23 protein-coding genes and 2 pseudogenes are annotated in these 22,786 nt (G+C 64.6%); 14 read left to right on the top strand and 11 right to left on the bottom strand.

The window, feature by feature from the left end:
* Positions 1-6: 6 nt before the first annotated feature.
* Both AC5ZFO_RS22480 and pcaB read right to left on the bottom strand, forming a co-directional pair.
* Positions 7-1,263, bottom strand: a complete 1,257-nt coding sequence (locus AC5ZFO_RS22480) for an aminopeptidase (RefSeq protein ID WP_282520462.1) — start codon at positions 1,261-1,263, stop codon at positions 7-9.
* 113 nt (positions 1,264-1,376) lie between these two features.
* Entirely contained in the window at positions 1,377-2,738 is a 1,362-nt protein-coding gene (gene pcaB / locus AC5ZFO_RS22485; protein WP_282520461.1) for a 3-carboxy-cis,cis-muconate cycloisomerase, read from the bottom strand.
* Between the two features lie 403 nt (positions 2,739-3,141).
* Between pcaB and AC5ZFO_RS22490 the strand changes: the two genes are divergently transcribed.
* Positions 3,142-4,701, top strand: a complete 1,560-nt coding sequence (locus tag AC5ZFO_RS22490) for a winged helix-turn-helix domain-containing protein (protein WP_282520460.1) — start codon at positions 3,142-3,144, stop codon at positions 4,699-4,701.
* Between the two features lie 183 nt (positions 4,702-4,884).
* Here AC5ZFO_RS22490 and AC5ZFO_RS22495 read toward each other — a convergent pair whose 3' ends face one another.
* On the bottom strand, positions 4,885-5,307 hold the full coding sequence (locus AC5ZFO_RS22495) for a GFA family protein (protein ID WP_282520459.1): 423 nt from the start codon (positions 5,305-5,307) through the stop codon (positions 4,885-4,887).
* Positions 5,308-5,513: 206 nt separating this feature from the next.
* Complete coding sequence (gene mddA, locus AC5ZFO_RS22500; protein WP_282520458.1) at positions 5,514-6,302, bottom strand: methanethiol S-methyltransferase; 789 nt, start codon at positions 6,300-6,302, stop codon at positions 5,514-5,516.
* 133 nt (positions 6,303-6,435) lie between these two features.
* On the opposite strand from mddA, the gene AC5ZFO_RS22505 reads away from it, so the two are divergent.
* Positions 6,436-7,986, top strand: coding sequence for a winged helix-turn-helix domain-containing tetratricopeptide repeat protein (locus AC5ZFO_RS22505; RefSeq protein WP_282520457.1), 1,551 nt, complete (start codon positions 6,436-6,438; stop codon positions 7,984-7,986).
* A 165-nt stretch (positions 7,987-8,151) separates the two neighbouring features.
* Here AC5ZFO_RS22505 and AC5ZFO_RS22510 read toward each other — a convergent pair whose 3' ends face one another.
* From AC5ZFO_RS22510 to AC5ZFO_RS22520, 3 genes are all read right to left on the bottom strand, one after another.
* Positions 8,152-8,721 (bottom strand): DUF2147 domain-containing protein, encoded by a 570-nt coding sequence (locus AC5ZFO_RS22510; RefSeq protein WP_282520456.1) that lies wholly within the window; start codon positions 8,719-8,721, stop codon positions 8,152-8,154.
* Positions 8,722-8,753: 32 nt separating this feature from the next.
* A complete protein-coding gene (locus tag AC5ZFO_RS22515; protein ID WP_496122557.1) occupies positions 8,754-9,416 on the bottom strand; it encodes a DUF3313 domain-containing protein in 663 nt (220 codons plus the stop codon).
* A gap of 253 nt (positions 9,417-9,669) precedes the next feature.
* Positions 9,670-10,308 (bottom strand): TetR/AcrR family transcriptional regulator, encoded by a 639-nt coding sequence (locus AC5ZFO_RS22520; RefSeq protein ID WP_282520454.1) that lies wholly within the window; start codon positions 10,306-10,308, stop codon positions 9,670-9,672.
* 215 nt (positions 10,309-10,523) lie between these two features.
* Between AC5ZFO_RS22520 and AC5ZFO_RS22525 the strand changes: the two genes are divergently transcribed.
* From AC5ZFO_RS22525 to AC5ZFO_RS22540, 4 genes are all read left to right on the top strand, one after another.
* Positions 10,524-12,074, top strand: a complete 1,551-nt coding sequence (locus AC5ZFO_RS22525) for an ABC transporter substrate-binding protein (RefSeq protein WP_282520453.1) — start codon at positions 10,524-10,526, stop codon at positions 12,072-12,074.
* Positions 12,075-12,350: 276 nt separating this feature from the next.
* Complete coding sequence (locus AC5ZFO_RS22530; protein ID WP_282520452.1) at positions 12,351-13,322, top strand: ABC transporter permease; 972 nt, start codon at positions 12,351-12,353, stop codon at positions 13,320-13,322.
* Positions 13,319-14,158, top strand: coding sequence for an ABC transporter permease (locus tag AC5ZFO_RS22535; protein ID WP_282520451.1), 840 nt, complete (start codon positions 13,319-13,321; stop codon positions 14,156-14,158). Before AC5ZFO_RS22530 ends, AC5ZFO_RS22535 begins: the two co-directional genes overlap by 4 nt.
* 2 nt (positions 14,159-14,160) lie before the next feature.
* A complete protein-coding gene (locus AC5ZFO_RS22540; RefSeq protein WP_282520526.1) occupies positions 14,161-15,780 on the top strand; it encodes an ABC transporter ATP-binding protein in 1,620 nt (539 codons plus the stop codon).
* A gap of 27 nt (positions 15,781-15,807) precedes the next feature.
* Here the strand turns inward: AC5ZFO_RS22540 and AC5ZFO_RS22545 are convergent, their stop codons facing one another.
* The gene (locus AC5ZFO_RS22545) at positions 15,808-16,695 is read right to left on the bottom strand and encodes a LysR family transcriptional regulator (RefSeq protein WP_282520450.1); all 888 of its coding nucleotides are present in this window, start codon (positions 16,693-16,695) and stop codon (positions 15,808-15,810) included.
* Positions 16,696-16,898: 203 nt separating this feature from the next.
* Here AC5ZFO_RS22545 and AC5ZFO_RS22550 point away from each other — a divergent pair, with 203 nt between their 5' ends.
* The 3 genes and pseudogenes from AC5ZFO_RS22550 to AC5ZFO_RS22560 form a co-directional block, all read left to right on the top strand.
* Entirely contained in the window at positions 16,899-17,405 is a 507-nt protein-coding gene (locus tag AC5ZFO_RS22550) for a DUF6130 family protein (protein ID WP_282520449.1), read from the top strand.
* Positions 17,406-17,457: 52 nt separating this feature from the next.
* Positions 17,458-18,212 (top strand): annotated as a pseudogene (locus tag AC5ZFO_RS22555) (SDR family oxidoreductase).
* 40 nt (positions 18,213-18,252) lie between these two features.
* Positions 18,253-18,411 (top strand): annotated as a pseudogene (locus tag AC5ZFO_RS22560) (ABC transporter ATP-binding protein); the annotation flags it as partial.
* A gap of 32 nt (positions 18,412-18,443) precedes the next feature.
* Here the strand turns inward: AC5ZFO_RS22560 and AC5ZFO_RS22565 are convergent.
* Positions 18,444-18,716, bottom strand: coding sequence for a hypothetical protein (locus AC5ZFO_RS22565; protein ID WP_282520448.1), 273 nt, complete (start codon positions 18,714-18,716; stop codon positions 18,444-18,446).
* A 423-nt stretch (positions 18,717-19,139) separates the two neighbouring features.
* On the opposite strand from AC5ZFO_RS22565, the gene AC5ZFO_RS22570 reads away from it, so the two are divergent.
* The 3 genes from AC5ZFO_RS22570 to AC5ZFO_RS22580 all read left to right on the top strand — a co-directional run bounded on the left by AC5ZFO_RS22570 (position 19,140) and on the right by AC5ZFO_RS22580 (position 20,586).
* Complete coding sequence (locus AC5ZFO_RS22570; RefSeq protein ID WP_282520531.1) at positions 19,140-19,340, top strand: hypothetical protein; 201 nt, start codon at positions 19,140-19,142, stop codon at positions 19,338-19,340.
* A complete protein-coding gene (locus AC5ZFO_RS22575; RefSeq protein WP_282520446.1) occupies positions 19,337-19,546 on the top strand; it encodes a hypothetical protein in 210 nt (69 codons plus the stop codon). Before AC5ZFO_RS22570 ends, AC5ZFO_RS22575 begins: the two co-directional genes overlap by 4 nt.
* Before the next feature lie 104 nt (positions 19,547-19,650).
* Complete coding sequence (locus tag AC5ZFO_RS22580) at positions 19,651-20,586, top strand: AEC family transporter (protein WP_282520445.1); 936 nt, start codon at positions 19,651-19,653, stop codon at positions 20,584-20,586.
* Between the two features lie 31 nt (positions 20,587-20,617).
* Here the strand turns inward: AC5ZFO_RS22580 and AC5ZFO_RS22585 are convergent, their stop codons facing one another.
* Together AC5ZFO_RS22585 and AC5ZFO_RS22590 are read right to left on the bottom strand one after the other, a co-directional pair.
* Positions 20,618-20,905, bottom strand: coding sequence for a hypothetical protein (locus tag AC5ZFO_RS22585; RefSeq protein WP_282520444.1), 288 nt, complete (start codon positions 20,903-20,905; stop codon positions 20,618-20,620).
* Between the two features lie 126 nt (positions 20,906-21,031).
* Positions 21,032-21,373 (bottom strand): hypothetical protein, encoded by a 342-nt coding sequence (locus AC5ZFO_RS22590; RefSeq protein WP_282520443.1) that lies wholly within the window; start codon positions 21,371-21,373, stop codon positions 21,032-21,034.
* A gap of 119 nt (positions 21,374-21,492) precedes the next feature.
* On the opposite strand from AC5ZFO_RS22590, the gene AC5ZFO_RS22595 reads away from it, so the two are divergent.
* Both AC5ZFO_RS22595 and AC5ZFO_RS22600 read left to right on the top strand, forming a co-directional pair.
* Positions 21,493-21,813 (top strand): hypothetical protein, encoded by a 321-nt coding sequence (locus AC5ZFO_RS22595; protein WP_282520442.1) that lies wholly within the window; start codon positions 21,493-21,495, stop codon positions 21,811-21,813.
* 224 nt (positions 21,814-22,037) lie between these two features.
* Positions 22,038-22,763 (top strand): outer membrane protein, encoded by a 726-nt coding sequence (locus AC5ZFO_RS22600; protein WP_282520441.1) that lies wholly within the window; start codon positions 22,038-22,040, stop codon positions 22,761-22,763.
* The last annotated feature ends 23 nt before the right edge of the window (positions 22,764-22,786 follow it).

Here is a 22,786-nt window from a genome sequence, read left to right on the forward strand (position 1 = left end):
AACGGACTACTTCGCCCACTCGCCCTTGCGAAACACCGGCACCTTGCTGCCATCGCTGAGAATGCCGTCGATGTCGGTCTCGGCAGAGCCGATCATCCAGTCGATATGGATCAGGCTCTGGTTGCCGCCTTGCGCGGCGATCTGCTGCGGCGTCAGCTGCGCGCCGTTGACGAAGCATTTCGAATAGCACTGGCCGAGCGCGATGTGCGAGGCCGCGTTCTCGTCGAACAGCGTGTTGTAGAACAACAGCCCGCTCTGCGAGATTGGCGAGGAATGCGGCACCAGCGCCACCTCGCCGAGACGCCGTGCGCCTTCGTCGGTGTCGAGCACCTTGTTCAGCACCTCCGCGCCGCGCGAGGCCTTTGCGTCGACGATCTTGCCGTCCTCGAAGCGTACCGCGATGTTGTCGATCAGCGTGCCCTGGTAGGACAGCGGCTTCGAGCTCACGACATGGCCAAAGACGCGTCGGCAATGCGGCGTGGTGAAAACCTCTTCGGTCGGGATATTGGCGTTGCAACTGATGCCGTTCTTGGACAGCGAGGCGCCGCCCTCCCATTCGTGCCCGTCGGCAAGCCCGATGGAGAGGTCGATGCCCGGACCTGAATATTGCAGCGCGCGAAAACGCTGGCCGTTGAGCCAGTTGGTGCGCTCGCGCAGCACCGCGTTGTGGCTCGCCCAATTGCCCATCGCATCCTCGCGGTCGACGCGGGAGGCCGCGAAGATCGCGTCTGCCAGCTTGCCGATCGCAACGTCCTCGGGATCATCAGGGAAGACCTGCTTCGCCCATGACGGGCTCGGATAGGCGATGATGTTCCAGTTGGTGTCGAAATTGACGATTTTTTCCAGCGCCGGCTGATAGGCCATCGAATTGGCCTTGCTGGCGCGCGCCACCTTGGAAGGGTCTTCGCCGGACAGCAGCATCGGATTGTCGCCGACGATGGCAAGCCGCGCGGTGTTGTCGGAAAACGCCTTGGCCATGCCCTCATAGAGCCAGTTGGCGGCACGATCGAAGCTGTTGTCCTGGCCGTGACGGTAGCGTGCCAGCGTCATCTCCTCGTCCGACAGGATCGGCGTCACGATACCGGCGCCGGCCTTGTAGGCGTGCACGGCGATCCGCCGCACCAGCGGCAGCGCGATCGCGGGCGCCGTCAAGAGCAGATCCTGTCCCGGCCGCAAGCCCAGGCCCACCTTCACCGCCACCTCGGCCAGCCGGTCGAGTTTCACGGGATCGATGGGAGTGGGCGTATCGCGGTGATCAGTCATGCGGGGTCCTCTGCCGAAGGTCTCTCGTTCAATCTAAGTCTAGCATCGCAGGGCGCAAGTGCGCGAGCGCCTTGCGACACGGAGAAGATACGCAGTTTCACTCATTTTGGTTTTCAACGCGTTGCCGATTTCAGCACCCGGTCGACCATGGCGGGCGCAAGGCCGAGGTAATTTTTCGGTGAAGTCAGCGCTTCGATCGTGGCACGGTCGATTCTGCTCGATACGCGGGCGTCGGACGAGAGCGCGTCCGCCAAGGTCATGCCCTTCTCATTGGCGAGCCGGCAGGCATCATAGACCACGTCATGCGCCTCCTGCCGCCCGATCTGCGGCGCCAGCCCCATCATGACCGCTTCGGCCACGATCAGGCCGCGGCTGATGGCGAGATTGTCGTTCATCTTCCTTTCATCGACGATGAGGCCTGCGAGCGCGAACTTCGCTTGGTGCAGCGCGCCGGCGGTTAGCACGAAGCTTTCCGGGATCGCCATCCATTCGGCATGCCAGGGCCCGGTGGCGCGCTCGAGATCCTGCACCATCGCGTCCAGCATCAGACCGGCATGCTGGCGCACCGCCTTGGACGCCGCGAGCATCAGCTCCGAGGAGATCGGGTTGCGCTTCTGCGGCATGGTCGAGGAGGCGCCGCGGCCCTTGACGAAGGGCTCGTAGACCTCCGCGAACTCGGTCGAGGCCATGATCATGATGTCGAGCGCGATCTTGCCGAGCGAGCCTGTGACGAGCGCGAGGAAGTTCACGGCCTCGGCAAAGCCGTCGCGCGCGACGTGCCAGGTCGAGGCCGGAACGCCGAGCTCGAGCTCGGCGCAAAGCGCCTCCTGTACCTCGAACCCCTTGCCGCCGAGCGAGGCCAGCGTTCCGGCGGCGCCGGCGAACTGTCCGACCAGCACGCGCGGCTCCAATTGCACGAGCCGCTCGGCGTGGCGGTCGAACATCGCGAGCCAGATCGCGGTCTTGTAGCCGAACGTCACCGGCAGCGCCTGCTGGAGATGGGTGCGCCCGGCCATCGGCGTGTCGCGGTAGCGCTTCGAGAGGTCCGCGAGGATGTTTCGCAGCTCGGCGATGTCGCGCTCGACGATCCCGAGCGCGGCGCGCAATTGCAGCACCACCGCGGTATCCATGATGTCCTGCGTGGTCGCGCCCCAATGCACGTAGCGGCCGGCCTCGCCGCACTGCTTCACCATCTGATGCACCAGCGGCAGGATCGGATAGCCGACGATGTCGGTCTCCTGTCGCAGCAGATCGAAATCGAATGCGGCGACGTCGGTCCGCGCCGCGATCTGGGCGGCGGCTTCCTGGGGGATCACGCCGCACTTCGCCTCCGCCTTCGCCAGCGCCACCTCGACCTCGGCATAGCGCGCCACCAGCGCGACATCGGAAAACACCTCGCGCATCTCGGACGTGCCGAAGGCGTCGCGGAACAGCATTGAATCGAGCACGGTCGTCGAGGCGGGAAAAGCGGGCATGGGCGTTTCTTTATGGTTGGCGTTTGTGTGGGGAGCAGCTTACGCGGGTGCAAATGTTCGGCAATGGACATTCGGGCGCGGCCCCACAACCAATGCCGTCATTGCGAGGAGCTCGCGACGGAATTGCGAAGTAATTTTGCGCGGATGCGACGAAGCAATCCAGACTGCTTCCGCGGAGAGATTCCGGTGCTTCGCTGCGCGCGCAATGTCGAGGAAGCTCCAGCAATCAACCCGAACCCGCCACATTCGATTTCAAGTTGCATTCCTCCCCGAAAACGGCATAGCAGCCATCACGCGATCGTGGTGAACCCCGCAGGCCTCTCAGTGGACTCACAGACTTCGAGTCGAAATCCATTCTGATTTCATCATTGCCTGATGTCATTGCGAGGGTTGAGTTTTCGACGTGCAGTTTATGTTCCGGGACCACCTTCTCGACACCGATCTGCGCGAGTTGAGCCGCGAGCAGGTTCCCGTGGCCGTGGAGCCGCAGGTCTTCGACCTCGTCGTCCACCTCATGGAGAACCGTGACCGGGTGGTCAGTAAGGATGAGCTGATCGACAAGATCTGGCACGGGCGCAGCGTCTCCGAATCCACCCTGACCAGCCGGATCAACGCGGCGCGCAAAGCGATCGGCGACAGCGGCGCCAACCAGGCGCTGATCCGCACCATCGCGCGCAAGGGATTTCGTTTCGTCGGCGCCGTCCAGACGCAGCGCGGCGCGGCCGCGCCGGAGCCGGGCCGTGTCGCCCGGGCGCCGCAGGCGGCGCTCGCACTGCCCGACCGTCCCGCGATCGCCGTGCTGCCCTTCACCAATATGAGCGGCGACCGCGAGCAGGACTATTTCTCAGACGGCATCAGCGAGGACATCATCACGGCGCTGTCGAAGCTGCGCTGGTTCTTCGTCGTCGCCCGCAACTCTTCCTTCGTCTACAAGGGCCGCGCCGTGCACATGCACGAAGTCGCGCGCGAGCTCGGCGTACGCTATGTGCTCGAAGGAAGCGTGCGGCGTAGCGGCGATCGGCTGCGCATCTCGGCGCAGCTCAACGACGTCTCGACCGGCAGCCATCTCTGGGCCGAGCGTTACGACCGCGAGCTTGCCGACATCTTCGCCGTGCAGGACGAGATCACCGAGGCGATCGTCGCCGCGATCGAGCCGCAGCTCTATACCGCTGAAAGCTTTCGCGCCCAGCAGAAGCCGCCGGGCAGCCTCGACGCCTGGGACCTCGTGATGCGTGCGCTGTCGCATTACTGGCGCATCACGCGCGAGGACAACGCCGCCGCGCAAGGACTGCTGGAACAGGCGACCGCGATCGATCCTGCTTATGGCAAGGCGCTGGGCCTGCTCGCGACCAGCCATATCTTTGGCGCCCATATGGGCTGGGCCGACATGGCCATGACCGTGCCGGTCGCCGAACGCGCGGCGCTCGCGGCGGTGGAAGCCGATCGCGAGGACGCCTGGGCCCATCACGGCCTGGCTTACACTTATTTGTTCCGCCGCCGCTTCGACGACGCGCTGGCGGAGTTCGAGCTGGTGCTGCAACTCAATCCGAATTTTGCGATGGCGCACGCCTTCTACGGCGTGACGCTATGCTACGCCGGGAGATGGCAAGACGGAGATGCCGCCGCACGCCGCGCGCTGCGGCTGAGCCCGCGCGATCCGCTCGCGGCGATCTATTGCGGCGTTGCCGCCTATGCCCAGTTCATCGGCCGCAACTATGAGGGCGCCGTGCAGATGGCGCGGGAATCGATGCGGCAGCGCGCCGATTTCGTCGGCGCCCATCGCGTGCTGACGGCCGCCGCCGGCATGTTGGGTGATCCTCAACTTGCGGCGTCGGCGCTGCGGGGCCTGCAACGCACCCAGCCCGGCATCTCGCTGGCCTGGCTCACGCGCGAGCTGCCGATGCGGCGGGCAGAGGATCGCGAACACTATCTGCAGGGGTTTCGGCGCGCGGGGATGAGGTAGGCTGCTCTGCTCACCCTCCCCTGGAGGGGGAGGGTCGGCTCGCATCTGAGCGCAGCGAAGATGAGAGACGGGGTGGGGTGACGGTCTCTCCACAACGAAGACTGCCCGTGTGGACAGATCACCCCACCCCGCTCGCGCTTTGCGCGATCGACCCTCCCCCTCCAGGGGAGGGTAAGAACGCCCCTACTCCTGCATCATCTCGCCGCTTCCGCCGAACTCGGCGGGAAAGTCCTTCAGCTTGGGCAGGCCGTCGCGCATCGGCAGCACCGTCTCGGCATAGTTGACGTGGACGCCGGGGGTGAAGGCGAGCGTGGGGATGGTGGCGGTGAAGACGTCGATCAGGTCGAGCGGCGGGTGGTTGGTCATGAGATGACCGCCGCACTTCTTGCAATATTTACGCTGGCTGAGCGGCGTCTTGGCGAAGATCTCGACATTCTGGGCGCCTTCGGTGATGCGCACGGCTTCCGGCTTCCACAGGCTGAAGGCGTTCACCGGTCCGCCCGACCACGAGCGGCAGGAGCGGCAATGGCAATAGCCCATCGCCGCCGGCTCGCCCGTGACCTCGATCGTGACCGCGCCACAGAAGCAGTTTCCGACATGTTTCATTGGGTCGTCTCCGTTGATGAAGGTTGAAATTCCTCTCCCCGCTCCGGCTCGCCGATAAACCGGCAAAGGCGGATGCGGGGAGAGGCGTCGGAGTGGAGGGTATCACCCCGAGGGACGCTGAAGGCTGGAGGCCGGCAAGGTCAGTTACGCGCTTCGGTTCCACCGCGCGTCCTCCTTTCGGCGGACGCGGCGGAAAGATGCTACGGCTATACCGATCTGCGCCAGGGAATAAGCATCGACACCCGTTGTTTGTACTGCCGGTATTCGTCGCCGAAGAGATCGACGAGGTCGTGCTCCTCCAGCGCGATGCCGACGAAGATGTAGAGCGTGGTCACGGCCGCGAACAGCAGATGGCCCGCGGTCATGACCGGCGCCGCCCAGAACGCGATGATGAAGCCGAGATAGATCGGATGACGAACGAACTTGTAGAACAACGGCGTCTTGAAGCGCGGCGGCGCCGCCTCATTGCCCACGAGATGGTTGGCCACCTGGTGCAAGCCGAACAATTCGAAGTGATTGATGATGAAGGTCGAGGCGAACACCAGCACCCAGCCCGCGAGGGACAGCGTGACCAGCGTCACGGCGAGATCCGGGTTTCCGACATCCCATACGACCGCAGGCAGCGGACGCCACTGCCAGAACAGGAGCAGCAATGACAGGCTCGCGAACAGCACGTAGGTCGAGCGCTCGACCGGCTTGGGGACGAACTGCGTCCACCACGCCTTGAACTGCTTGCGCGCCATCACGCTGTGCTGAAGGGCGAATAGCGTCATCAGGAGTAGATTGATGATGACGGCTTCGGCCGTCGGCGTGTCGGTTCCGGTGTCGATGGTCTTCGGCACCACCAGCCCCATGACGAAGCCGATGGCGTAGAGAATGGTGACGAAAAACACGAGATATGCCGCAATTCCGTACAGAAAGCCGATGAACTTGAAAATGCGTGAGCCCGCAACCTCCGGGCCGATGGAATGAAGCTGGTGATCAAGTTGGGTCATAGAACGCTCCGTTGTGCCGAGGCATCGGCACTGTTTAGTGTTCGCACCATGCCGGATCGGACGCCCCCTGACTTTCGCGGATGGTTGATTTTCGCCTGAGACGACTTTGATTTTTGCTTGAGACGATAGAAACGTGCGATTTCTCTTTGAAAACAACGTGCTCGACGGCGACCTGCGGGAACTGACGTGCAGCGGCGCGGCCGTGCCGCTGCAGCCGCAGGTGTTCGATCTGCTGCTTTATCTGGTCGCGCAACGCGCCCGTGTGGTCAGCAAGGATGACCTGATCAGCCAGATCTGGAGCGACCGCATCGTCTCGGATTCCGCCCTGAACAGCCGAATCAATGCCGCGCGCAAGGCGCTTGGCGACGACGGTGCGACGCAGCGGCTGATCAAGACGATCCCGCGCAAGGGCTTTCGCTTCGTCGGCGAAGTCCGGGAAGATGTGGCAGCGACGCTTGCGCCGGTGGAACCCGGCCCTGCCCCGGTGCGCGCCGTGACGGATCGCCCGGCGATTGCGGTGCTCGCCTTCGAGAACATGAGCGGCGATCCCGCGCAGGAATATTTCGGCGACGGGATCAGCGAGGACATTCTCACCGCGCTGTCGAAGCAGCGCTGGTTCATGGTGATCGCCCGCAATTCGTCCTTCACCTACAAGGGGCGCTCGGTTCATATCAGGCAGATCGCCGAGGAGCTCGGCGTCCGCTATATCGTCGAAGGCAGCGTGCGCAAGGTCGACAACCGTGTCCGCATCACCGCGCAGCTCAACGACGCCACCACCGGCAGCCATCTCTGGGCCGAGCGCTACGACCGCGAGCTTGTCGACGTCTTCGCCGTGCAGGACGACATCACCAACGCGATCGTCGCGGCGATCGAGCCGCAGATCCATGCGGCCGAGAATTTTCGCGCCGACCGCAAGCCGCCCGCGAGCCTGGATGCCTGGGACCTGCTGATGCGCGCGCTGTCGCATTACTGGCGGGTGACGCAGCAGGACCACAAGGCTGCGCAGGCATTGCTCGAACGCGCCATCTCGATCGACTCGAACTACGGCCAGGCGCTGTCGGTGCTGGCGGCGAGCCACATGTTCGGCGTCCATCTCGGCTGGGCGGAGCTCGCCACGACGGTGCCGATCGCGGAGGCCGCCGCGCTCGCCGCGGTGCGCCATGACCACGAGGATGCCTGGGCGCATGCCGCGCTCGGCAGCGTCTTCTTCTCGACGCGCAGGCTTTCCGACGCGCTGTCCGAGTTCGAGCAGGCGCTCGCCCTCAACCCGAACTTCTCGCTGGCGCAGGGCTATTACGCCCTGGCGCTGTCCTACGCCGGTCGTTCCAGGGAATCGTTCGATGCGGCGCAGAGGGCGATCCGGCTTTCGCCGCGCGATCCGTCGCTGGCGATCTATTACGGCATTGCCGGCTATGCGCGCTTCACCGAACGGCATTACGACGAAGCGATCGCGCTGGCGCGCGAGGCGATCCGCCATCGCGGCGACCTCACCGGCGCCTACCGCGTGCTCGCGGTGTCCGCCGGCATGACCGGCGACAGCGCGCTGGCCGGGATGGCGCTGGGCGAACTCCGCCGCACCCAGCCCAACATCTCGCTGCACTGGATCGCGACGCAGCTGCCATGGGCCAGTGACGCCGATCGCGAGCACTATCTGGAAGGGTTCCGGCGCGCGGGGCTGCAGTAGACAATCGTAAGCTGCTCCTACGTCGTGATTGCGAGCGCAGCGAAGCAATCCAGAATCTTTCCGCGGTGGCAGCCTGGATTGCTTCGCTACGCTCGCAATGACGGAGCTGGCGGTGGCGGCCACCGAAAAAGCCCCAGCCGAGCGGGCGGACGAAAGAGCAATCCGCTACTTTGCTTTGGCCTGTATCGGCTTCGGTGCGGGCACGGCGGCCCATTCCTTGTCGGCGCGGGGGCCGTTGAGATCGCCGGTCAGGCCGACGAGCTGGCCGGACAACACGTCGAGGGTCTGCTGCCAGGTCTGGGTCTGGCACAGGAACTTGATCAGGCAACCCCTGAGCTTGAGGCGGTCGGCGGAGTCGCGCCACAGCGAGACCGAATAGGATTTGCCGTCCTCGGCATTATAGATCTCGCCGGCAAACCGTCCCTCCGGCGTCGCCTGCAAACCCATGATGAGCTGATGGCCGAGCAGCGCGCGGGCGCGCTTGTCGGGATCGGGATTCTCCTTGTCGCGATAAGGCTGGCCGCGCTTGTCGGCCGGCTCCTTCATCCAGACGATGAAGCCGCAGATGCGCTCACGCGACGGCCCGCAGCGCTCGAGCCTGATGCGCGCGCGGCCGTCCTCGACGAGCCAGGTGCCGCTGGGGTCGGGCGGCGCCGCGGCGCCGACGCGGCCGCCGAAGGCCATCATCAGGATCGTGATCGCAACGCGCAGCACGAAGCGAAGGACAATATTCATCAGCGGCACCTCTCGTTGGATGGGTCGCGGCGTCAGTTCAGTTGCGCCATCAGCGCGTCGGCGCCCTTGTCGAGGCCGGCGGTGGCGGCGGCGAGCGCGCCGGCGGTGGCCTTGATGTCGTAGGCGGCCGGGAATTGCTTGGTGACGTAGGCGGAGAGCAGGCGCGCGGTGACGGCGTCGAAGATCTCGACGCCGTAGATGACCGAGCCGGTCATGGTGCCTTCGCCGTCGCGCGCGGCCTGCACACCGTTGTAGACGGCGCCGGCGACGTCGAAGCGGGAGAGCGTGCCGAGGACTGGCGTGTTGGCGACGGCGCCGGTGAGTGTCAGCCTGATCCGCAGCGTCTCCGGCCCACGCTCGCGCACCAGCGCGAAGCGGCCGCGCAGACCCTCGGCGAAACGGGTCTGCATGTAGGCGGCAAGCGTCGCCTTGTCCTTGTCGGACATGTCGCCGAACTGGTGATCCCTGCCGCGATAGACCACGACCGGTTCGAGGATGGCTCTATTGTAAGCGCGCCAGTCGACCTGCGTGGAATAGCGGTAGGGTACGCGGCCGGAGGCGTCCGACTTATCCGGCGCCATGTAGGCTGAGGACGCCATCCCGGAATACGGCACGGGCGCGACGGTGGCGCAGCCGGCGACGGCTGCGCCAAGCAGCAGCGTTCCCAGACCGCGCAGGGCGATCGAGCGATTCATTCCAGACTCCTCCAGCGGCTTGCTGCCCACGCAGTGGCGACCGCAGCCGCGTACGGGACCAGACGCGGCTGCGGCGCTCACCAGTGCCAACCCAAGGCTTCGTCCGGGGCCATCTCGGAAGCCTTGGGCTGTCTCAGTGTTTCGATTTATAAAACCGACTGGGCGGTTTGTAAAGTTCGAAAGCGCGGGCTTGGCACATTTGGCCGCAGGCGCGGCTTTGGGCAGTGATCGGCGAGAAATCGTTAACGATGAATCAGGCGCGCTTGCGCGGCGTTGCGGCCTTCGCCGCCGAAGGCGCGCCGGATTTGGCGGTGCGCTTGGCGCCCGGCCGTTCGAGGCCGGTCCACTGCGCGTCGTCGAGCAGACGCGCGAACAGGCGCTGGTGCTCGTCCTTGCTGAGCGGCGACATGCCGAACAACGAGCTCAGCAGCAGTCCCATCGCGCCGGCCCAGCGCAGCATCGCGAGATCAGGATCAGTGGCCTCTTCCCTGATCGCCGCCATCCTCTCCATCTCGCGCTCGCGCGGCAGCGCCATCAGGCTGGGATTCTCGACCATGGCCGCAACCAGCGCCAGCGCGGCAGAATTCGGCGAGGTGGCCGCTTCGCGCACGGTCGCGAGCTGGGTCGCCAGGTTGGGATTCGCCGAGGTCGCGCTCACCTTTGCCATCGTGCTGGTGGCGAACTCCTCGAAATGCGCCATCTGCCGGTCGAGCAACGCCTTCAGCACCGCTTCCTTGGTGCGGAACTGATGCATCACTCCGCCCTTGCTGAGTCCACTCTCGCGCGCGATCGCATCCAGCGTCAGCCGGCCCGGCCCGTCGCGCGCGATGATCGCGATGGCCGCTTCGAGTGCGGCGTTACGGGATCGTTCGGAGCGGCTGGCATTGTCCATGGCCGACTTGTCTCCGTGACAAGACCATGAATCAAGTGAAAACAGGACGCGCTGTACATTTTTTGTGCGAACATTGTCGAGACTTTCATCTTGCGGCTCCGAATGAGACTGTGTGAGCCTCGATATCGGATGGGGACTGGGATGGGCCGGCCGGAGCTTTGCGCGCCATGACGTGCGAAGCGTTTTCGGCCGGTCTCGCTTGAGAAAGATACGACATGCCAAAACGAGTGTTGCTTGGTGCCCTCCTGGCTTGCGGCCTCACGGCCTCGACGCTGGCGCAAGAGCCGAGGACGGGGGGCGTGATCAACGCCGTGATCCAGCCCGAGCCGCCCGGCCTGATGCTTGCGCAGGTCCAGAACGGCCCGACCCAGATGGTGTCGGGCAACATCTTCGAGGGCCTGCTGCGCTACAGCCCCAAGCTCGAGCCGCTGCCGGAGCTTGCCGAAAGCTGGAGCGTCAGCGAGGACGCAAAAACCTACACGTTCAAGCTCAGGAAGGGCGTCACCTGGCATGACGGCAAGCCCTTCACCGCCGCCGACGTGCTGTTCTCGATGGAGATGCTGAAGCAGACGCATGCGCGTGCCCGCACCAATCTGGCGCAGGTCGACAAGATCGAGACGCCGGACGACTACACGGTGGTCTTCACCCTCAAGCAGCCGTTCGGCCCCTTCCTCGGCATCTTCGAGGTCGGCTCGATGCCGATGGTGCCGAAGCATCTCTATGAAGGCACCGACTGGAAGACCAACCCCTACAACAACGCGCCGGTCGGCACCGGCCCCTTTATGTTCAAGGAGTGGCAGAAGGGCTCGTTCATCCGCCTAGTCAAGAACCCGAACTACCACGAAAAGGGCAAGCCCTATCTCGACGAGATCTACTGGCAGATCATTCCCGACGCGGCCGCGCGCTCGGTGGCGTATGAGACCGGCAAGGTCGACGTGCTGCCCGGCGGCTCGGTCGAGAACTTCGACGTGCCGCGGCTGTCCAAGCTGAAGGACACCTGCGTCACCGGCGCCGGCTGGGAGTTCTTCTCGCCGCTGGCCTGGCTATGGCTGAACAACCGCCAGGGGCCACTCGCCGACAAGCGGGTGCGGCAGGCGATCATGTACGCGATCGACCGCGATTTCGCCAAGGACGTGATCTGGAACGGGCTCGGCAAGGTGGCGACAGGCCCGTCCGCCTCGACCATCAAGTACTACACCGACGACGTGCCGAAGTACCCTTACGATCCGGCCAAGGCCAAGGCGCTCTTGAAGGAAGCCGGCTACAAGGGCGAGAAGATCCGCCTGCTGCCGCTCGCCTATGGCGAGACCTGGCAGCGCTGGGGTGAAGCCGTGAAGCAGAACCTCCAGGACGTCGGCATGAACATCGAGACCATCGCCACCGACGTTGCCGGCGGCAACCAGAAGATCGGCGACTGGGACTACGACATCGCCTTCACCTATCTCTACCAATATGGCGATCCCGCGCTCGGCGTCGGCCGCAATTATATCTCCAGCAACATCGCCAAGGGGCAGGTCTTCAACAACGTCGAGGGCTACTCCAACCCGGAGATCGACAAGCTGTTCGCCGACGGCGCGACCGCGACGCCGGACTCGAAGCGCAAGGAGATCTACGAGAAGGCGCAAAAAATCCTGGTCGAGGACGCGCCGGTGGCCTGGATGCTGGAGCTGCAATTCCCGACCATCACCCGCTGCAAGGTCAAGAACCTGATCACCACGGGGATCGGGGTCAATGACGGCTTCAAGGACGCATGGCTGGACAAGTGAGCTTTGCCCTTTTCACCTCTCCCCGCTCTTGTCCGCCGAAGCTTCGGCGAAGGCGGATGCGGGGAGAGGTCGACGCGCCCCGAGCGATGCGAAGCATCGTCTCGTGCGCGGCGGGTGAGGGGGTACAGGTCCGTCAGCATTCTCCCGCGTGGAGAGAAGCCCCTCACCCCAACGCTCTCAGAGCGAGTAAAGCTCGTCTCGCCCCCGCAAGAGCGGGGCGAGGGAGCGCACTGCCCCAGTGGCTCCAGGTCACGCTACAAGATATGACTCTCTAATATGCTCTCCTTCGTCACTCAGCGTATCGTGAAGGGCGTGATCGTCCTGCTCGCGATCGTCGTCCTCAATTTCTTCCTGATCCGGCTTGCGCCCGGCGACCCCGCGGTCGTGATGGCGGGCGAGGCCGGCGCCAGTGACCAGGTCTTCGTCAAGCAACTCCGGGAAAAGTTCGGCCTCGACAAGCCGCTGCCCGAGCAGCTCTTTATCTACGTCAAGGGCGTCGTCACGCTCGACCTCGGCTTCTCCTTCCGCCAGCAGGCGCCGGTCGCGAAGCTGATCGGCGAGCGGCTGCCGGCGACGCTGCTGCTGACGCTGACGGCATTCGCGATATCGCTCATGCTCGGCGTTCTCTTCGGCACGTTTGCCGCGCGCTTTGCCGGAACATTTCTCGACACGGCCATCACCGTGTTCGCCCTCATCTTCTACGCCATGCCGATCTTCTGGGTGGCGCTGATGGGGATCCTCCTGTTCTCGGTCACCATGGATTGGCTGCCGAGTTTTGGTTACGAGACGGTCGGCGCCAACCTCACCGGCCTTGCCCACGCAGTCGACGTCGCAAAGCACCTGATCATGCCGGCGATGACGCTCGGCCTGTTCTTCATGGCGACCTATACCCGCATGACGCGCGCGTCGATGCTGGAAGTGAAACGCCTCGACTTCGTCAAGACCGCGCGCGCGAAAGGCCTCTCCGACGCCGTGATCCAGCGCCGCCACGTGCTGCGCAACGCGCTGCTGCCGGTCGTGACGCTGGCCGGTGTGCATTCCGGCACGCTGATCGGCGGCGCCGTCATCACCGAGACCGTGTTCGCCTGGCCCGGCATCGGGCGCCTGATGTACGACGCACTGCTCCAGCGCGACTACAACCTCCTGCTCGGCGTCTTCGTGATCTGCTCCGCCATGGTGCTGATCTTCAATCTCATCACCGACCTCGTCTACCGCCTGGTCGACCCGCGCATCGAATTCGCCTCATGAAACAGTTCTGGAAATCGATGCTGAGGAGCCCGAGCGGCGTCGTCGGGCTCGTCATTCTTCTCCTTGCGATCTCGATCGCGGTGTTCGGGCCGATGCTGTTCCCGAATTCGCCCTGGCGGATGGTGCAGCGGCCGTTCCTGCCGCCGTTCACGCTCTCGACCGTGCCGCTCGGCACCGACGCACTCGGCCGCGACGTGTTCGCCGGCATGATCTTTGGCGCTCGCGTCTCGCTGCTGGTCGGCCTCGTCTCCACGCTGGTCGCGCTGGTCGTCGGCGTTCCCATCGGCGCCATGGCCGGCTATTTCGGCGGCAAGGTCGACGACGCCCTGATGCGTTTCACCGAATTCTTCCAGACCATTCCGAGCTTCGCGCTCGCGATCGTGCTGGTCGCGATCCTGCAGCCCTCGATCTATTCGATCGTGGCCTCGATCGCGGTGGTGAGCTGGCCGCCGGTCGCCCGCCTCGTGCGCGGCGAGGTGCTGTCGCTGCGCACGCGCGAATATGTCCAGGCCGCCGTCGTCACCGGCCAAAGCAACACCTGGATCATCCTGCGCGAGATCCTGCCCAACGCGCTGTCGCCGGTGATCGTGCTGGCCTCGCTGATGGTGGCGACCGCGATCCTGCTGGAATCCTCGCTGGCGTTCCTCGGGCTCGGCGATCCCAATCTGATCTCCTGGGGCTACATGGTCGGCGCCGGCCGCACCGTGATCCGCCAGGCCTGGTGGATCACCGTGTTTCCCGGTGTCGCCATCCTGATCTCGGTTCTCGGCCTCAATTTGATCGGCGAAGGCCTCAACGACGCGCTCAATCCGCGACTGTCGCGGGAGGGGCGCTGATGATGACCGCCCCGCCCGCCGTCTCGATCAAGAATCTGCGGATCGCGCTGCCCAAGGGCGCCGAGCGTCCGTTCGCCGTCGACGGCGTTTCGCTCGACTTGCGGCCCGGCAAGATCGTCTGCGTCGTCGGCGAATCCGGCTCCGGCAAGTCGATGTGCGCGCATGCGCTGATGGGCCTGTTGCCTGATACGGTCGCCGTCACCTCCGGTGAGATCCAGTTCGAAGGCCGCGACCTGCTCAAGCTCGACGACGACGGCTGGCGCGATTTGCGCGGCCGCCGGCTCGCGATGATTTTTCAGGAGCCGATGACCGCGCTCAATCCGTTGATGCGGATCGGCGACCAGATGGCGGAGATGTTCGAGGCCCACGGTCTGCTGACGCCGAAGGAGCGGCGCGCGAAGGCGCTGTCGCTGGCGCGCGAGGTCGGCCTGCCCGACCCCGAGCGCATTGTCCGCGCCTATCCACACCAGCTCTCCGGCGGCCAGCGCCAGCGCGCCATGATCGCGATGGCGCTCGCGCTCGAGCCCGCAGTGCTGGTCGCGGACGAGCCGACCACCGCGCTCGACGTCACCACGCAGGCGCAGATCCTGAAGCTGATCCGCAACCTCCAGCGCAACCGCAACATGGCGGTGATGTTCATCACCCATGATTTCGGCGTGGTCGCCGACATCGCCGACCAGGTCGTGGTGCTCAGGCACGGCAAGGTCGTCGAGGAAGGCCCCGCTAGCTCCGTCTTCAACAATCCGCAGCACGACTACACCAAGGCGCTGCTCGCCGCCGTGCCGTCGATGGACCCGCCTGCGCGCAGCCCGCTCGACGACCAGGCCAGGGCCGTTGAGGTGATCGGGCTGGACAAGACCTACGTCACCTCAGGCGGCTGGTTTCGCGATGACCGCCGCGTCGATGCCGCGCGCGAGGTCAACTTCAACATTCTCAAGGGCGAGACGCTCGGCCTCGTCGGCGAATCCGGCTCCGGCAAATCGTCGGTGGCGCGGCTGGTGATGCGACTGATCGAAGCCGACCGCGGCACGGTGCGGATCGGCGAGACCGATCTCACTTCGCTGTCGGGCAAGGCGTTGCGCGCCGAGCGCCATCGCATCCAGATGATCTTTCAGGATCCGTTCGCTTCGCTCAATCCGCGCCGCAAGGTCGGCCACATCATCGCCGACGGTCCGATCGCCGCCGGGACCGATCCGAAGGTGGCGTTCGACCGCGCCCGCGATCTGCTCAAGATGGTCGGCCTCGACGCTGGCGCGCTCGACCGCTACCCGCACGAATTCTCCGGCGGCCAGCGTCAGCGCATCGGCATCGCGCGCGCGCTCGCGCTCGAACCCGAGATCATCGTCGCCGACGAAGCCGTCTCCGCGCTCGACGTCTCCGTGCAGGCGCAGGTGCTGCGACTGCTCGAAGACCTCAAGGCGCGCCTCGGCCTCTCGATGCTGTTCATCACCCACGATCTGCGCGTCGCAGCGCAGATCTGCGACCGCATCGCGGTGATGCAGCGGGGCGCCATCGTCGAGTTGAAGCCGACCGCGCAACTGTTCGCCGCGCCGGAGCACGCCTATACGCGCGAATTGCTTGCGGCGGTGCCCGGGCGGAAAGAGCGCGCGCCGGCGGCGTGAGCAATCATCGGTCGCACGCTCGTCCCGCTAAACCTGGCTCAGTGCCGTTTGGATGAAGCTCTCCACCTTCGGCAAGGTGTACCGGCGACCGGGATAGACGAAGTGGTAAGTCCAATTCTGGTGCTTCTTGGGCCGCCATTGCGGCAGGACGGGCACGAGCTTCCCGACTGCCACCGCGTCCCTGACCAGGAAGTCGGGCAGCCATGCGATGCCGTCTCCCAGCAAGATCAGGCTCGTGACGACCTCCAGGTCGTCAACGAAGATCCGCCCGTTCAACTGAAGCTCGAAATCCGACTTCCCGTTCGTGAGCAAGACTGTCTTCAGAACGGGATGGGCCAAGAACGCCGCATTTGCGAGGTCGCGCGGGTGAATGGGCTTCCCTAGCCCCTTCAAATATTTCGGCGACGCCCACAGGTTGGAGTTTGTTTCGATGAAGCGTCGAGCGATGAGCGAGGAGTCCTTCAACGCGCCTGCCCAGCGAATGGCAAGGTCGACACCTTCCTCCACCAGATCAACGACCCGGTTCGTGAGCAAGAGTTCGAGCGACACGTCCGGATGTTTCACCGTGTAGGCCCGTGCGATGCGCGGGAGAAGAGCATGTCCCAGGTCGACCGGCGCCGTCACCTTGAGAACTCCGGAGGGCTTCACCTTTGCCGACTGGAGTGCGGCTTCGCCCAGCTCGATTTCGCGAGCCGCGACAGCGCAGTGATGGAAGTAGATCTCGCCTGCGTCGGTCATGCGCAGTTTGCGGGTCGTGCGCTGGATCAGGTTGACACCGAGGCGCTTTTCCAGTCCCGCGACCTTGGCGCTCACCGTCGTCTTGGGCATGCCCAAGCGTCTCGCGGCGGCCGCGAAACTTCCAGCTTCCACGACTTTCACGAAGACCGTGACTGCGTCCATGTCGGCATTGACCAAAATCTTGGACAGTATTTCCCGATTTTGCCAGCTAGTGGACGGTTTGGCGAGGTCTCAGATTGCGACGTGCAAGCGGCGTGAGGTCGCTCCGCCGCTCGATTGATCCAGCCGCATGCCATGTCGCGCGCGGCGTGACCCTTCCGGCCAGTTCGCAAACTGATCCGAAGGACTGCGGTCCTGAACTCGTCAAAGGAGACTTTGCCATGCCTCTCATCAAAACGCTTGCGGCCGGCGCGGTTGCGGCTGGTGTCGTGCTTGCCACGAGCGCCTTCGCCCAGACCGCCCGGGAGATCCGCGGCGCCTCGCCCTATATCGCGATCGAAAACGAACCCGCGCCCAAGCTGATCGTGGATCCCCCGGTGCCAGAGGCGCTGGCGCAGGGTGTCTTCTGGGCGCAGTACCGCGTGGAAAACCTGCGCATCATGCAAGTGTTCGGCGCAGGTGCCCGCCAGGTCTCGCCTCGCGTCGGGCATCTGCACATAACCGTCGACGACCTGCCCTGGTGGTGGGCGGATGCGAGCGACAACAATACGGTGGACATTGCCGGGCTGCCTGCCGGCCCGCACAAGGTGAAGATCGCGCTGGTCGACGCTGACCACAATGTCTTCCCCGGGCAGGTCGTGACGCTGACATTCACCGTGCCCAAACACGACGCAATGAGTCACGGCGGTCACGACAAGCAGAGCCGCGCCGAAAAGAGCAACAACTAGCCAGATGCCGCTCATGCCAGATCGATTGGACCTGACCGACAAGGAGGACTCCATGCTTCATGGAAAGACGGCGCTCATTACCGGCGGAACTTCGGGCATCGGCCTCGCGACCGCGAAGCTGCTGCACGACAACGGCGCGCGAATCGCTATTTCGGGACGCGAGCCGGATGCTCTCGATCGGGCACGCCGGATCATCGGGGACGACGTGGTGACATTTCAGACCGACGTGCGTTCGCGCGAGGCTCTCCGGAAGATGGCTTCGGATGTGCGACAGGCGTTCGGCACGCTCGACATCTTCTTCGCCAACGCGGGTGTCGCCTATGTCACGCCGCTGGCGACGACCGACGAAGCACAATACGACGGGCTCATGAATACGAACGTCAAATCCGTGTTCTTCTCGATCCAGGCAATCGAACCGGTCATGCGTGAGGGCGGCTCCATCATCGTGAATACGGCCTGGTTGAATCAGGTTGGCGTGCCGGGTTCCTTTCGGCCTCGAAGGCCGCGGTCCGCTCGTTCGCTCGTACCCTGTCGGCGGAGCTGCTTGGCCGACGCATTCGCGTCAACGCGGTCAGTCCGGGTCTCATCGAGACGCCCATCCTTCGCGGCGTCGGTCAATCCGAACATCCCGGGCAGACCGAAGCCGAGTTTCGCGACTATCTCGCAGGCGTCAGCAAACTGATTCCGATCGGCCGACTCGGGAGGGCCGACGAAATTGCCGCTGCGGTGCTGTTCCTTGCCAGCGATGCCTCGAGCTACATGCTCGGATCGGAATTGGTGGTCGATGGTGGGTTCGCCGAACTTTGAGGCGGCCCCGATCGAACGACGCAATACGTGTTCGAAACGGCACGATTTGCGCGTCGCCGCGCAAATCTGCGACCGCATCGCGGTCATGCAGCGCGGCGCCATTGTCGAGTTGAAGCCGACCGCGCAGCTGTTCGCCGCGCCGGAGCACGCCTATACGCGCGAATTGCTGGCGGCGGTGCCCGGGCGGAAAGAGCGCGCGCGCCGGCGGCGTGGGTCGGCCGATCGCGGTCGCTACTTGGCCGGAGGGTTGGTGTTCTTCCAGGTCGGGACCGAGTTGGTCACGCCGACCGAAGGTTGGTTAGACGTTCCGACCGACGGCGCCGTAACGGTCCCGACTGTCTGTCCGGAGCTTCCATAAGTCGCACCCTGCTGTGCCGGTGCTCCGGAGCTTCCGCTCGTGCGGCCTTGTGTGCTCGTCCCCGACGTCTGCGCGCTGACAGCGAATGGCGCTGCCGCCAATCCGAGAGCGATAAGTGTAGCAAGGGAGCGTCTCATCCTTGTCATGGGTGATCCTTTCGATCGCGGTCGCTCAGTCGCGTCAGCCATTCGGTTGTCGAACCGCTGCACTGAGCAACCTTACAACTCCGCGTGCGCGAAAACGTGCCGCAACAGGGCATGCAGTGGATCTCAACACTCTGTCACGATGCCACCACAAGCGGCTCCAGCCGGACAGGGACGCACGCGCGGCAACCTCAACTCGCCGGGGGCGAACTCCTGCTGCCCCAAGCTTGCACGCATGAATTGCGTGCGCCGATGGCGTCAGTCACGGGAGCGCGGGTCGGTGGCGCGAGGTCGGCACATCGGTCCGGTATTCCGTTCCGCGCAGGAACGGAACGGTCACGGGCTTTTTATCCTTCGTGACCGCCTGCACAGCTGCAAAGCCGAAGTCGGCACCCCAGATTCGCATGGAATGATTTCCATCATCTGATGATGGATTTCCGATCCATTGGAGCCGATATGGGCCAGGTTATTCAGTTTGTCTCGAAATCCGAGCGCGAGCGCGCTCGCCTCATTCAGGAGGCACGCGCGATCTACGACAGCATTTTTCCGCCTGCTGATCCGAGCGAGCAGCAGGACAAGGCGACGATCGGCCGCGCGGCCAACGGCGACGTGGGAAATCTGGCGTGATCAAGATCATCGCGGTGCTCTGCAGCCTCTCCTCTCCGGGGAATTGTCACGAGCAGATCGTCACCACCTCGGACTTCGCCAACGTCTCGATGCAGTCCTGCCTGATGGGCGCGCCGCAGCTCGCTGAATGGATGAACCAGCATCCGGCCGAACGCCTGGCTGGATGGCGCTGCGTGTTCGGTCAACAGACCGGCAGAGGCGCCTGAGGCCACAGGCCGCCTGATCGAGGACGGCGCCATCCAGTTGAACCGTGACGAGCGTGCATCGCCAGGCTAGAGTGGCGTCGCTGCTTGGCAGAGGGGGACGCCGGATGGAGGTCGCCAGCCTCGTTCTTCCCGTGTTCGCAATCATCGTCACCGGCTGGCTTGCCGGTGTATCAGGTTATCTCTCCCGCTCGCTTGCGGACGCGCTGGTGCATTTTGCCTACAACGTGGCGATGCCGGCGCTGCTGATCGTCACGATCGCCCAGGAGCCGGCGCGCAACCTGCTGGAATGGCGCTTCCTGCTCGCGTTCGGAGGCGGCTCCCTCCTCTGCTTCGCACTGGTGTTCCTGGCCGTCCGCGCGGGCGGCAAGCACGACCTCGCCAGCAGCACGATCCATGGCATGGCGGCGGCCATGACCAATACCGGCTTCGTGGCGCTCCCGATCCTGCACGCGATCTACGGCCAGCCCGCCGTCTTGCCCGCCGCGGTGGCGACGGTGTTCGTCGCCGGCGTGATGTTTCCGCTCACGGTCATCCTGCTGGAAAGGGACGTGCGCGGCCCTGTGCATGCCAGCGGGCTGGTGAAGCAGATCCTGCTCAATCCGATGGTTCTGTCGACGCTCATCGGTCTCGTCTGGGCGATCACGGGCTTGCCGATTCCGGCGCCGGTCGCGGCCTATCTGAACATCATTGCCGCCGCACTCACGCCCTGCGCGCTGTTTGCCATCGGGCTTGGCCTGTCGGTTGACGGTCTGCGATCCAACCTGAAGGCATCGTTCGCGCTCGCGACCGTGAAGCTGGTGGTGATGCCGCTGATCGTCTACGGGCTTTGCGTGCTGACTGGCCTCAATCCGCTCTACACGATCGCCGCCGTCATATGCGCGGCCGTGCCGACGGCGAAGACCGTCTATGTGCTGGCACACGAGCACAAGGTCGAGGAGAAGCTGGTCGCGGCCACCGTCTCGGTCACGACGATGCTGTCGGTCGCGACATTGCTGGTCGCGCTCTACCTGCTCTCCGGCCTCGCGCCCGGCATGCGTTGACGGTCACCGGCGCGCCCTGGCGACGTGCCCTCTATCTCGTGGTGTTGCTCCAGGTCGGCACCGCATTGGTCACGCCGACCGACGGCCAATTGTACGATCCGATCGAGGGCGCCGTGACCGTCCCGACCGTCTGTCCGGACGACCCGTAGGAGGTCCTGGGCTGCGCGACCGGCAATGCGGCGGCGCCATAGGTCGGGGCCACCACGCCCGTGCTGTAGTGATGCCGGCTCGGCCGGGCCTTCTTCGCTTCGGCTGCGAAGGGCGCGGCAAGCAGTCCGACAGTGATAAGTGCGGCAATGGCGGGTTTGATGCTTGTCATGTGGGTTCCCTTCATTGGCTGCGAGCCCACTGTGCCATGTGTTCATTCAACGCGGAATTTCCACGGGCACCCGTTCATAACTTCGTGCACGCCCGAATGTGCCTGACCCAGACACCGCTGCCGTGGTCATCGTCGCTTCGGGCGACACGCCTTGCGGCCATGTCGCTCCTTAACTGTCGCGACTGAGTGCATCAGCTCCTTGAAGGCGGCGATCGCCGGATCGTCAGCGAGCGCGTGGTCGGGCCGCGACTCCAGATGCTCGACCACGGCCAGCAGCGCGTCCGCGATCTGTCCGATCTGCTTGCCGTAACCGGCGACATCCGACAGCACGTCCTTCTCGACATCTGGCGCCGAGGATTGTCCCACCGTGATGTTGACGAGGCCGAACTGGCCGCCGGTGGGACTGAAGAACGACGGATAAATGGACTGGACGACATCCCCCGACAGGGGCAGCTTGAACACAGGCATGCGATTTCGCCTCGCTGATGCTCGACCGGCACGGACACACTATCACGACCACCCGCCTTCGGATGGACCCGAATCAGCGCTAGTGCATTGGCTTCGGTGACTTCCTGGACGCAAACAGCATGACCGGCCCCGAACTGAAGCGGCTCCGCAACGACCTTTCCGACGCGCTCGAGCGCAAGCTCACCGCGGCCGACATGGCCAAGCTTTGCGGACTGCCGGAGAAGGGCGGCGCCGATACCATCCGGCGCTGGGAGGTAAGCGGGCCGACGCCGTCCGCGACCAAGGTGCTGCGCGTGCTCGCGATGGCGAGCGAGCGCTATCCGATCATGGAGAAGTTCGACGTCTTCGATCGCCACGACGTCCGCGAGGAGGACCGGCCCGCAAGGCGCGCGGCCTTCCGCGAGCAGATGCGCGACGAGGCGCGGCGGCGACTTGGTTAACGAGAGACGCGCGCAAGTTACCCGACACCTGCGAAGTTAAGCCTTCCTTCACCACTTCTTAAGCCGGCATTAAGCACGAAAATCATTTGTAGCCCAATAAGTTAGGTTGGCTGTCGTTGTGCCATGCATGTGACAGCATTTTCGTCAAAAGCGAGCTATCTGCAAAACCAACGACGGCGCGGACAGCGCGCCTGCCGGGGACCAAAGTGCTGGAGTTCAAGACGATGAAGAAGATTTTGTTTGCGACCGTTGCCCTGCTCGTGGTGGGCGCTGCCGCGCCGGCCATCGGCGCCGATCTCGGCAACCGCAACTATTACAAGGCGCCCGCGCCGGCCTATGCCGCGCCGATCTACAATTGGACAGGCTTCTATATCGGCGGCCATGTCGGCGGCGCGTTCTCCAGCGACAACAATTTCAATGGCCTCTCGACCGGCAACAACGGCAACGGCCGTTTCCTCGGCGGCGTGCAGGTCGGTGCGGACTGGCAGTTCAACCCGAGCTTCGTGGTCGGCGTCGAAGGCCAGTATTCCTGGCTTTCCGGCAGCGTCGGCGCTGTGTTTCCGGGCGGCATCGCCTACACCAACGACCAGCGTGGTCTCGGTTCTATCACCGGCCGCGTTGGCTACACCTGGGGTCCGGGCCTGCTCTACGTGAAGGGCGGCTACGCCTTCTCCGACAACAACGAGAAGGTGACCGTCGGCGGCGTGCCGACCGCCTTCCTCATCACCGGCGATCACCGCAACGGCTACACCGTCGGCGCCGGCCTCGAATACATGTTCGCCCCGAACTGGTCGGCCAAGGCCGAGTACCAGTACTACAATTTCGGCGACGCGAGCTTCACCGGCGGTCCGCTGGCGGGCACCGGCAGCTTCACCACCGACGACCACACCATCAAGGCCGGCGTCAACTACCGCTTCAACTGGGCCAATTCGGCGGTCGCGCGCTACTGATCGCGCCTCAAAAATCTCTTCAT

It is taken from the genome of Bradyrhizobium sp. Unk1 (genome assembly GCF_059512345.1).

Bases quoted from the DNA above. Each gene is read 5' to 3' on its own strand.
- AC5ZFO_RS22480 (WP_282520462.1), bottom strand. From the start codon at position 1,263: ATGACTGATCACCGCGATACGCCCACTCCCATCGATCCCGTGAAACTC.
- AC5ZFO_RS22525 (WP_282520453.1), top strand. From the start codon at position 10,524: ATGCCAAAACGAGTGTTGCTTGGTGCCCTCCTGGCTTGCGGCCTCACG.
- AC5ZFO_RS22510 (WP_282520456.1), bottom strand. From the start codon at position 8,721: ATGAATATTGTCCTTCGCTTCGTGCTGCGCGTTGCGATCACGATCCTG.
- AC5ZFO_RS22495 (WP_282520459.1), bottom strand. From the start codon at position 5,307: ATGAAACATGTCGGAAACTGCTTCTGTGGCGCGGTCACGATCGAGGTC.
- AC5ZFO_RS22600 (WP_282520441.1), top strand. From the start codon at position 22,038: ATGAAGAAGATTTTGTTTGCGACCGTTGCCCTGCTCGTGGTGGGCGCT.
- AC5ZFO_RS22540 (WP_282520526.1), top strand. From the start codon at position 14,161: ATGACCGCCCCGCCCGCCGTCTCGATCAAGAATCTGCGGATCGCGCTG.
- pcaB (WP_282520461.1), bottom strand. From the start codon at position 2,738: ATGCCCGCTTTTCCCGCCTCGACGACCGTGCTCGATTCAATGCTGTTC.
- mddA (WP_282520458.1), bottom strand. From the start codon at position 6,302: ATGACCCAACTTGATCACCAGCTTCATTCCATCGGCCCGGAGGTTGCG.
- AC5ZFO_RS22550 (WP_282520449.1), top strand. From the start codon at position 16,899: ATGCCTCTCATCAAAACGCTTGCGGCCGGCGCGGTTGCGGCTGGTGTC.
- AC5ZFO_RS22530 (WP_282520452.1), top strand. From the start codon at position 12,351: ATGCTCTCCTTCGTCACTCAGCGTATCGTGAAGGGCGTGATCGTCCTG.
- AC5ZFO_RS22585 (WP_282520444.1), bottom strand. From the start codon at position 20,905: ATGACAAGCATCAAACCCGCCATTGCCGCACTTATCACTGTCGGACTG.
- AC5ZFO_RS22565 (WP_282520448.1), bottom strand. From the start codon at position 18,716: ATGACAAGGATGAGACGCTCCCTTGCTACACTTATCGCTCTCGGATTG.
- AC5ZFO_RS22515 (WP_496122557.1), bottom strand. From the start codon at position 9,416: ATGAATCGCTCGATCGCCCTGCGCGGTCTGGGAACGCTGCTGCTTGGC.
- AC5ZFO_RS22580 (WP_282520445.1), top strand. From the start codon at position 19,651: ATGGAGGTCGCCAGCCTCGTTCTTCCCGTGTTCGCAATCATCGTCACC.
- AC5ZFO_RS22570 (WP_282520531.1), top strand. From the start codon at position 19,140: ATGATGGATTTCCGATCCATTGGAGCCGATATGGGCCAGGTTATTCAG.
- AC5ZFO_RS22535 (WP_282520451.1), top strand. From the start codon at position 13,319: ATGAAACAGTTCTGGAAATCGATGCTGAGGAGCCCGAGCGGCGTCGTC.
- AC5ZFO_RS22520 (WP_282520454.1), bottom strand. From the start codon at position 10,308: ATGGACAATGCCAGCCGCTCCGAACGATCCCGTAACGCCGCACTCGAA.
- AC5ZFO_RS22590 (WP_282520443.1), bottom strand. From the start codon at position 21,373: ATGCCTGTGTTCAAGCTGCCCCTGTCGGGGGATGTCGTCCAGTCCATT.
- AC5ZFO_RS22595 (WP_282520442.1), top strand. From the start codon at position 21,493: ATGACCGGCCCCGAACTGAAGCGGCTCCGCAACGACCTTTCCGACGCG.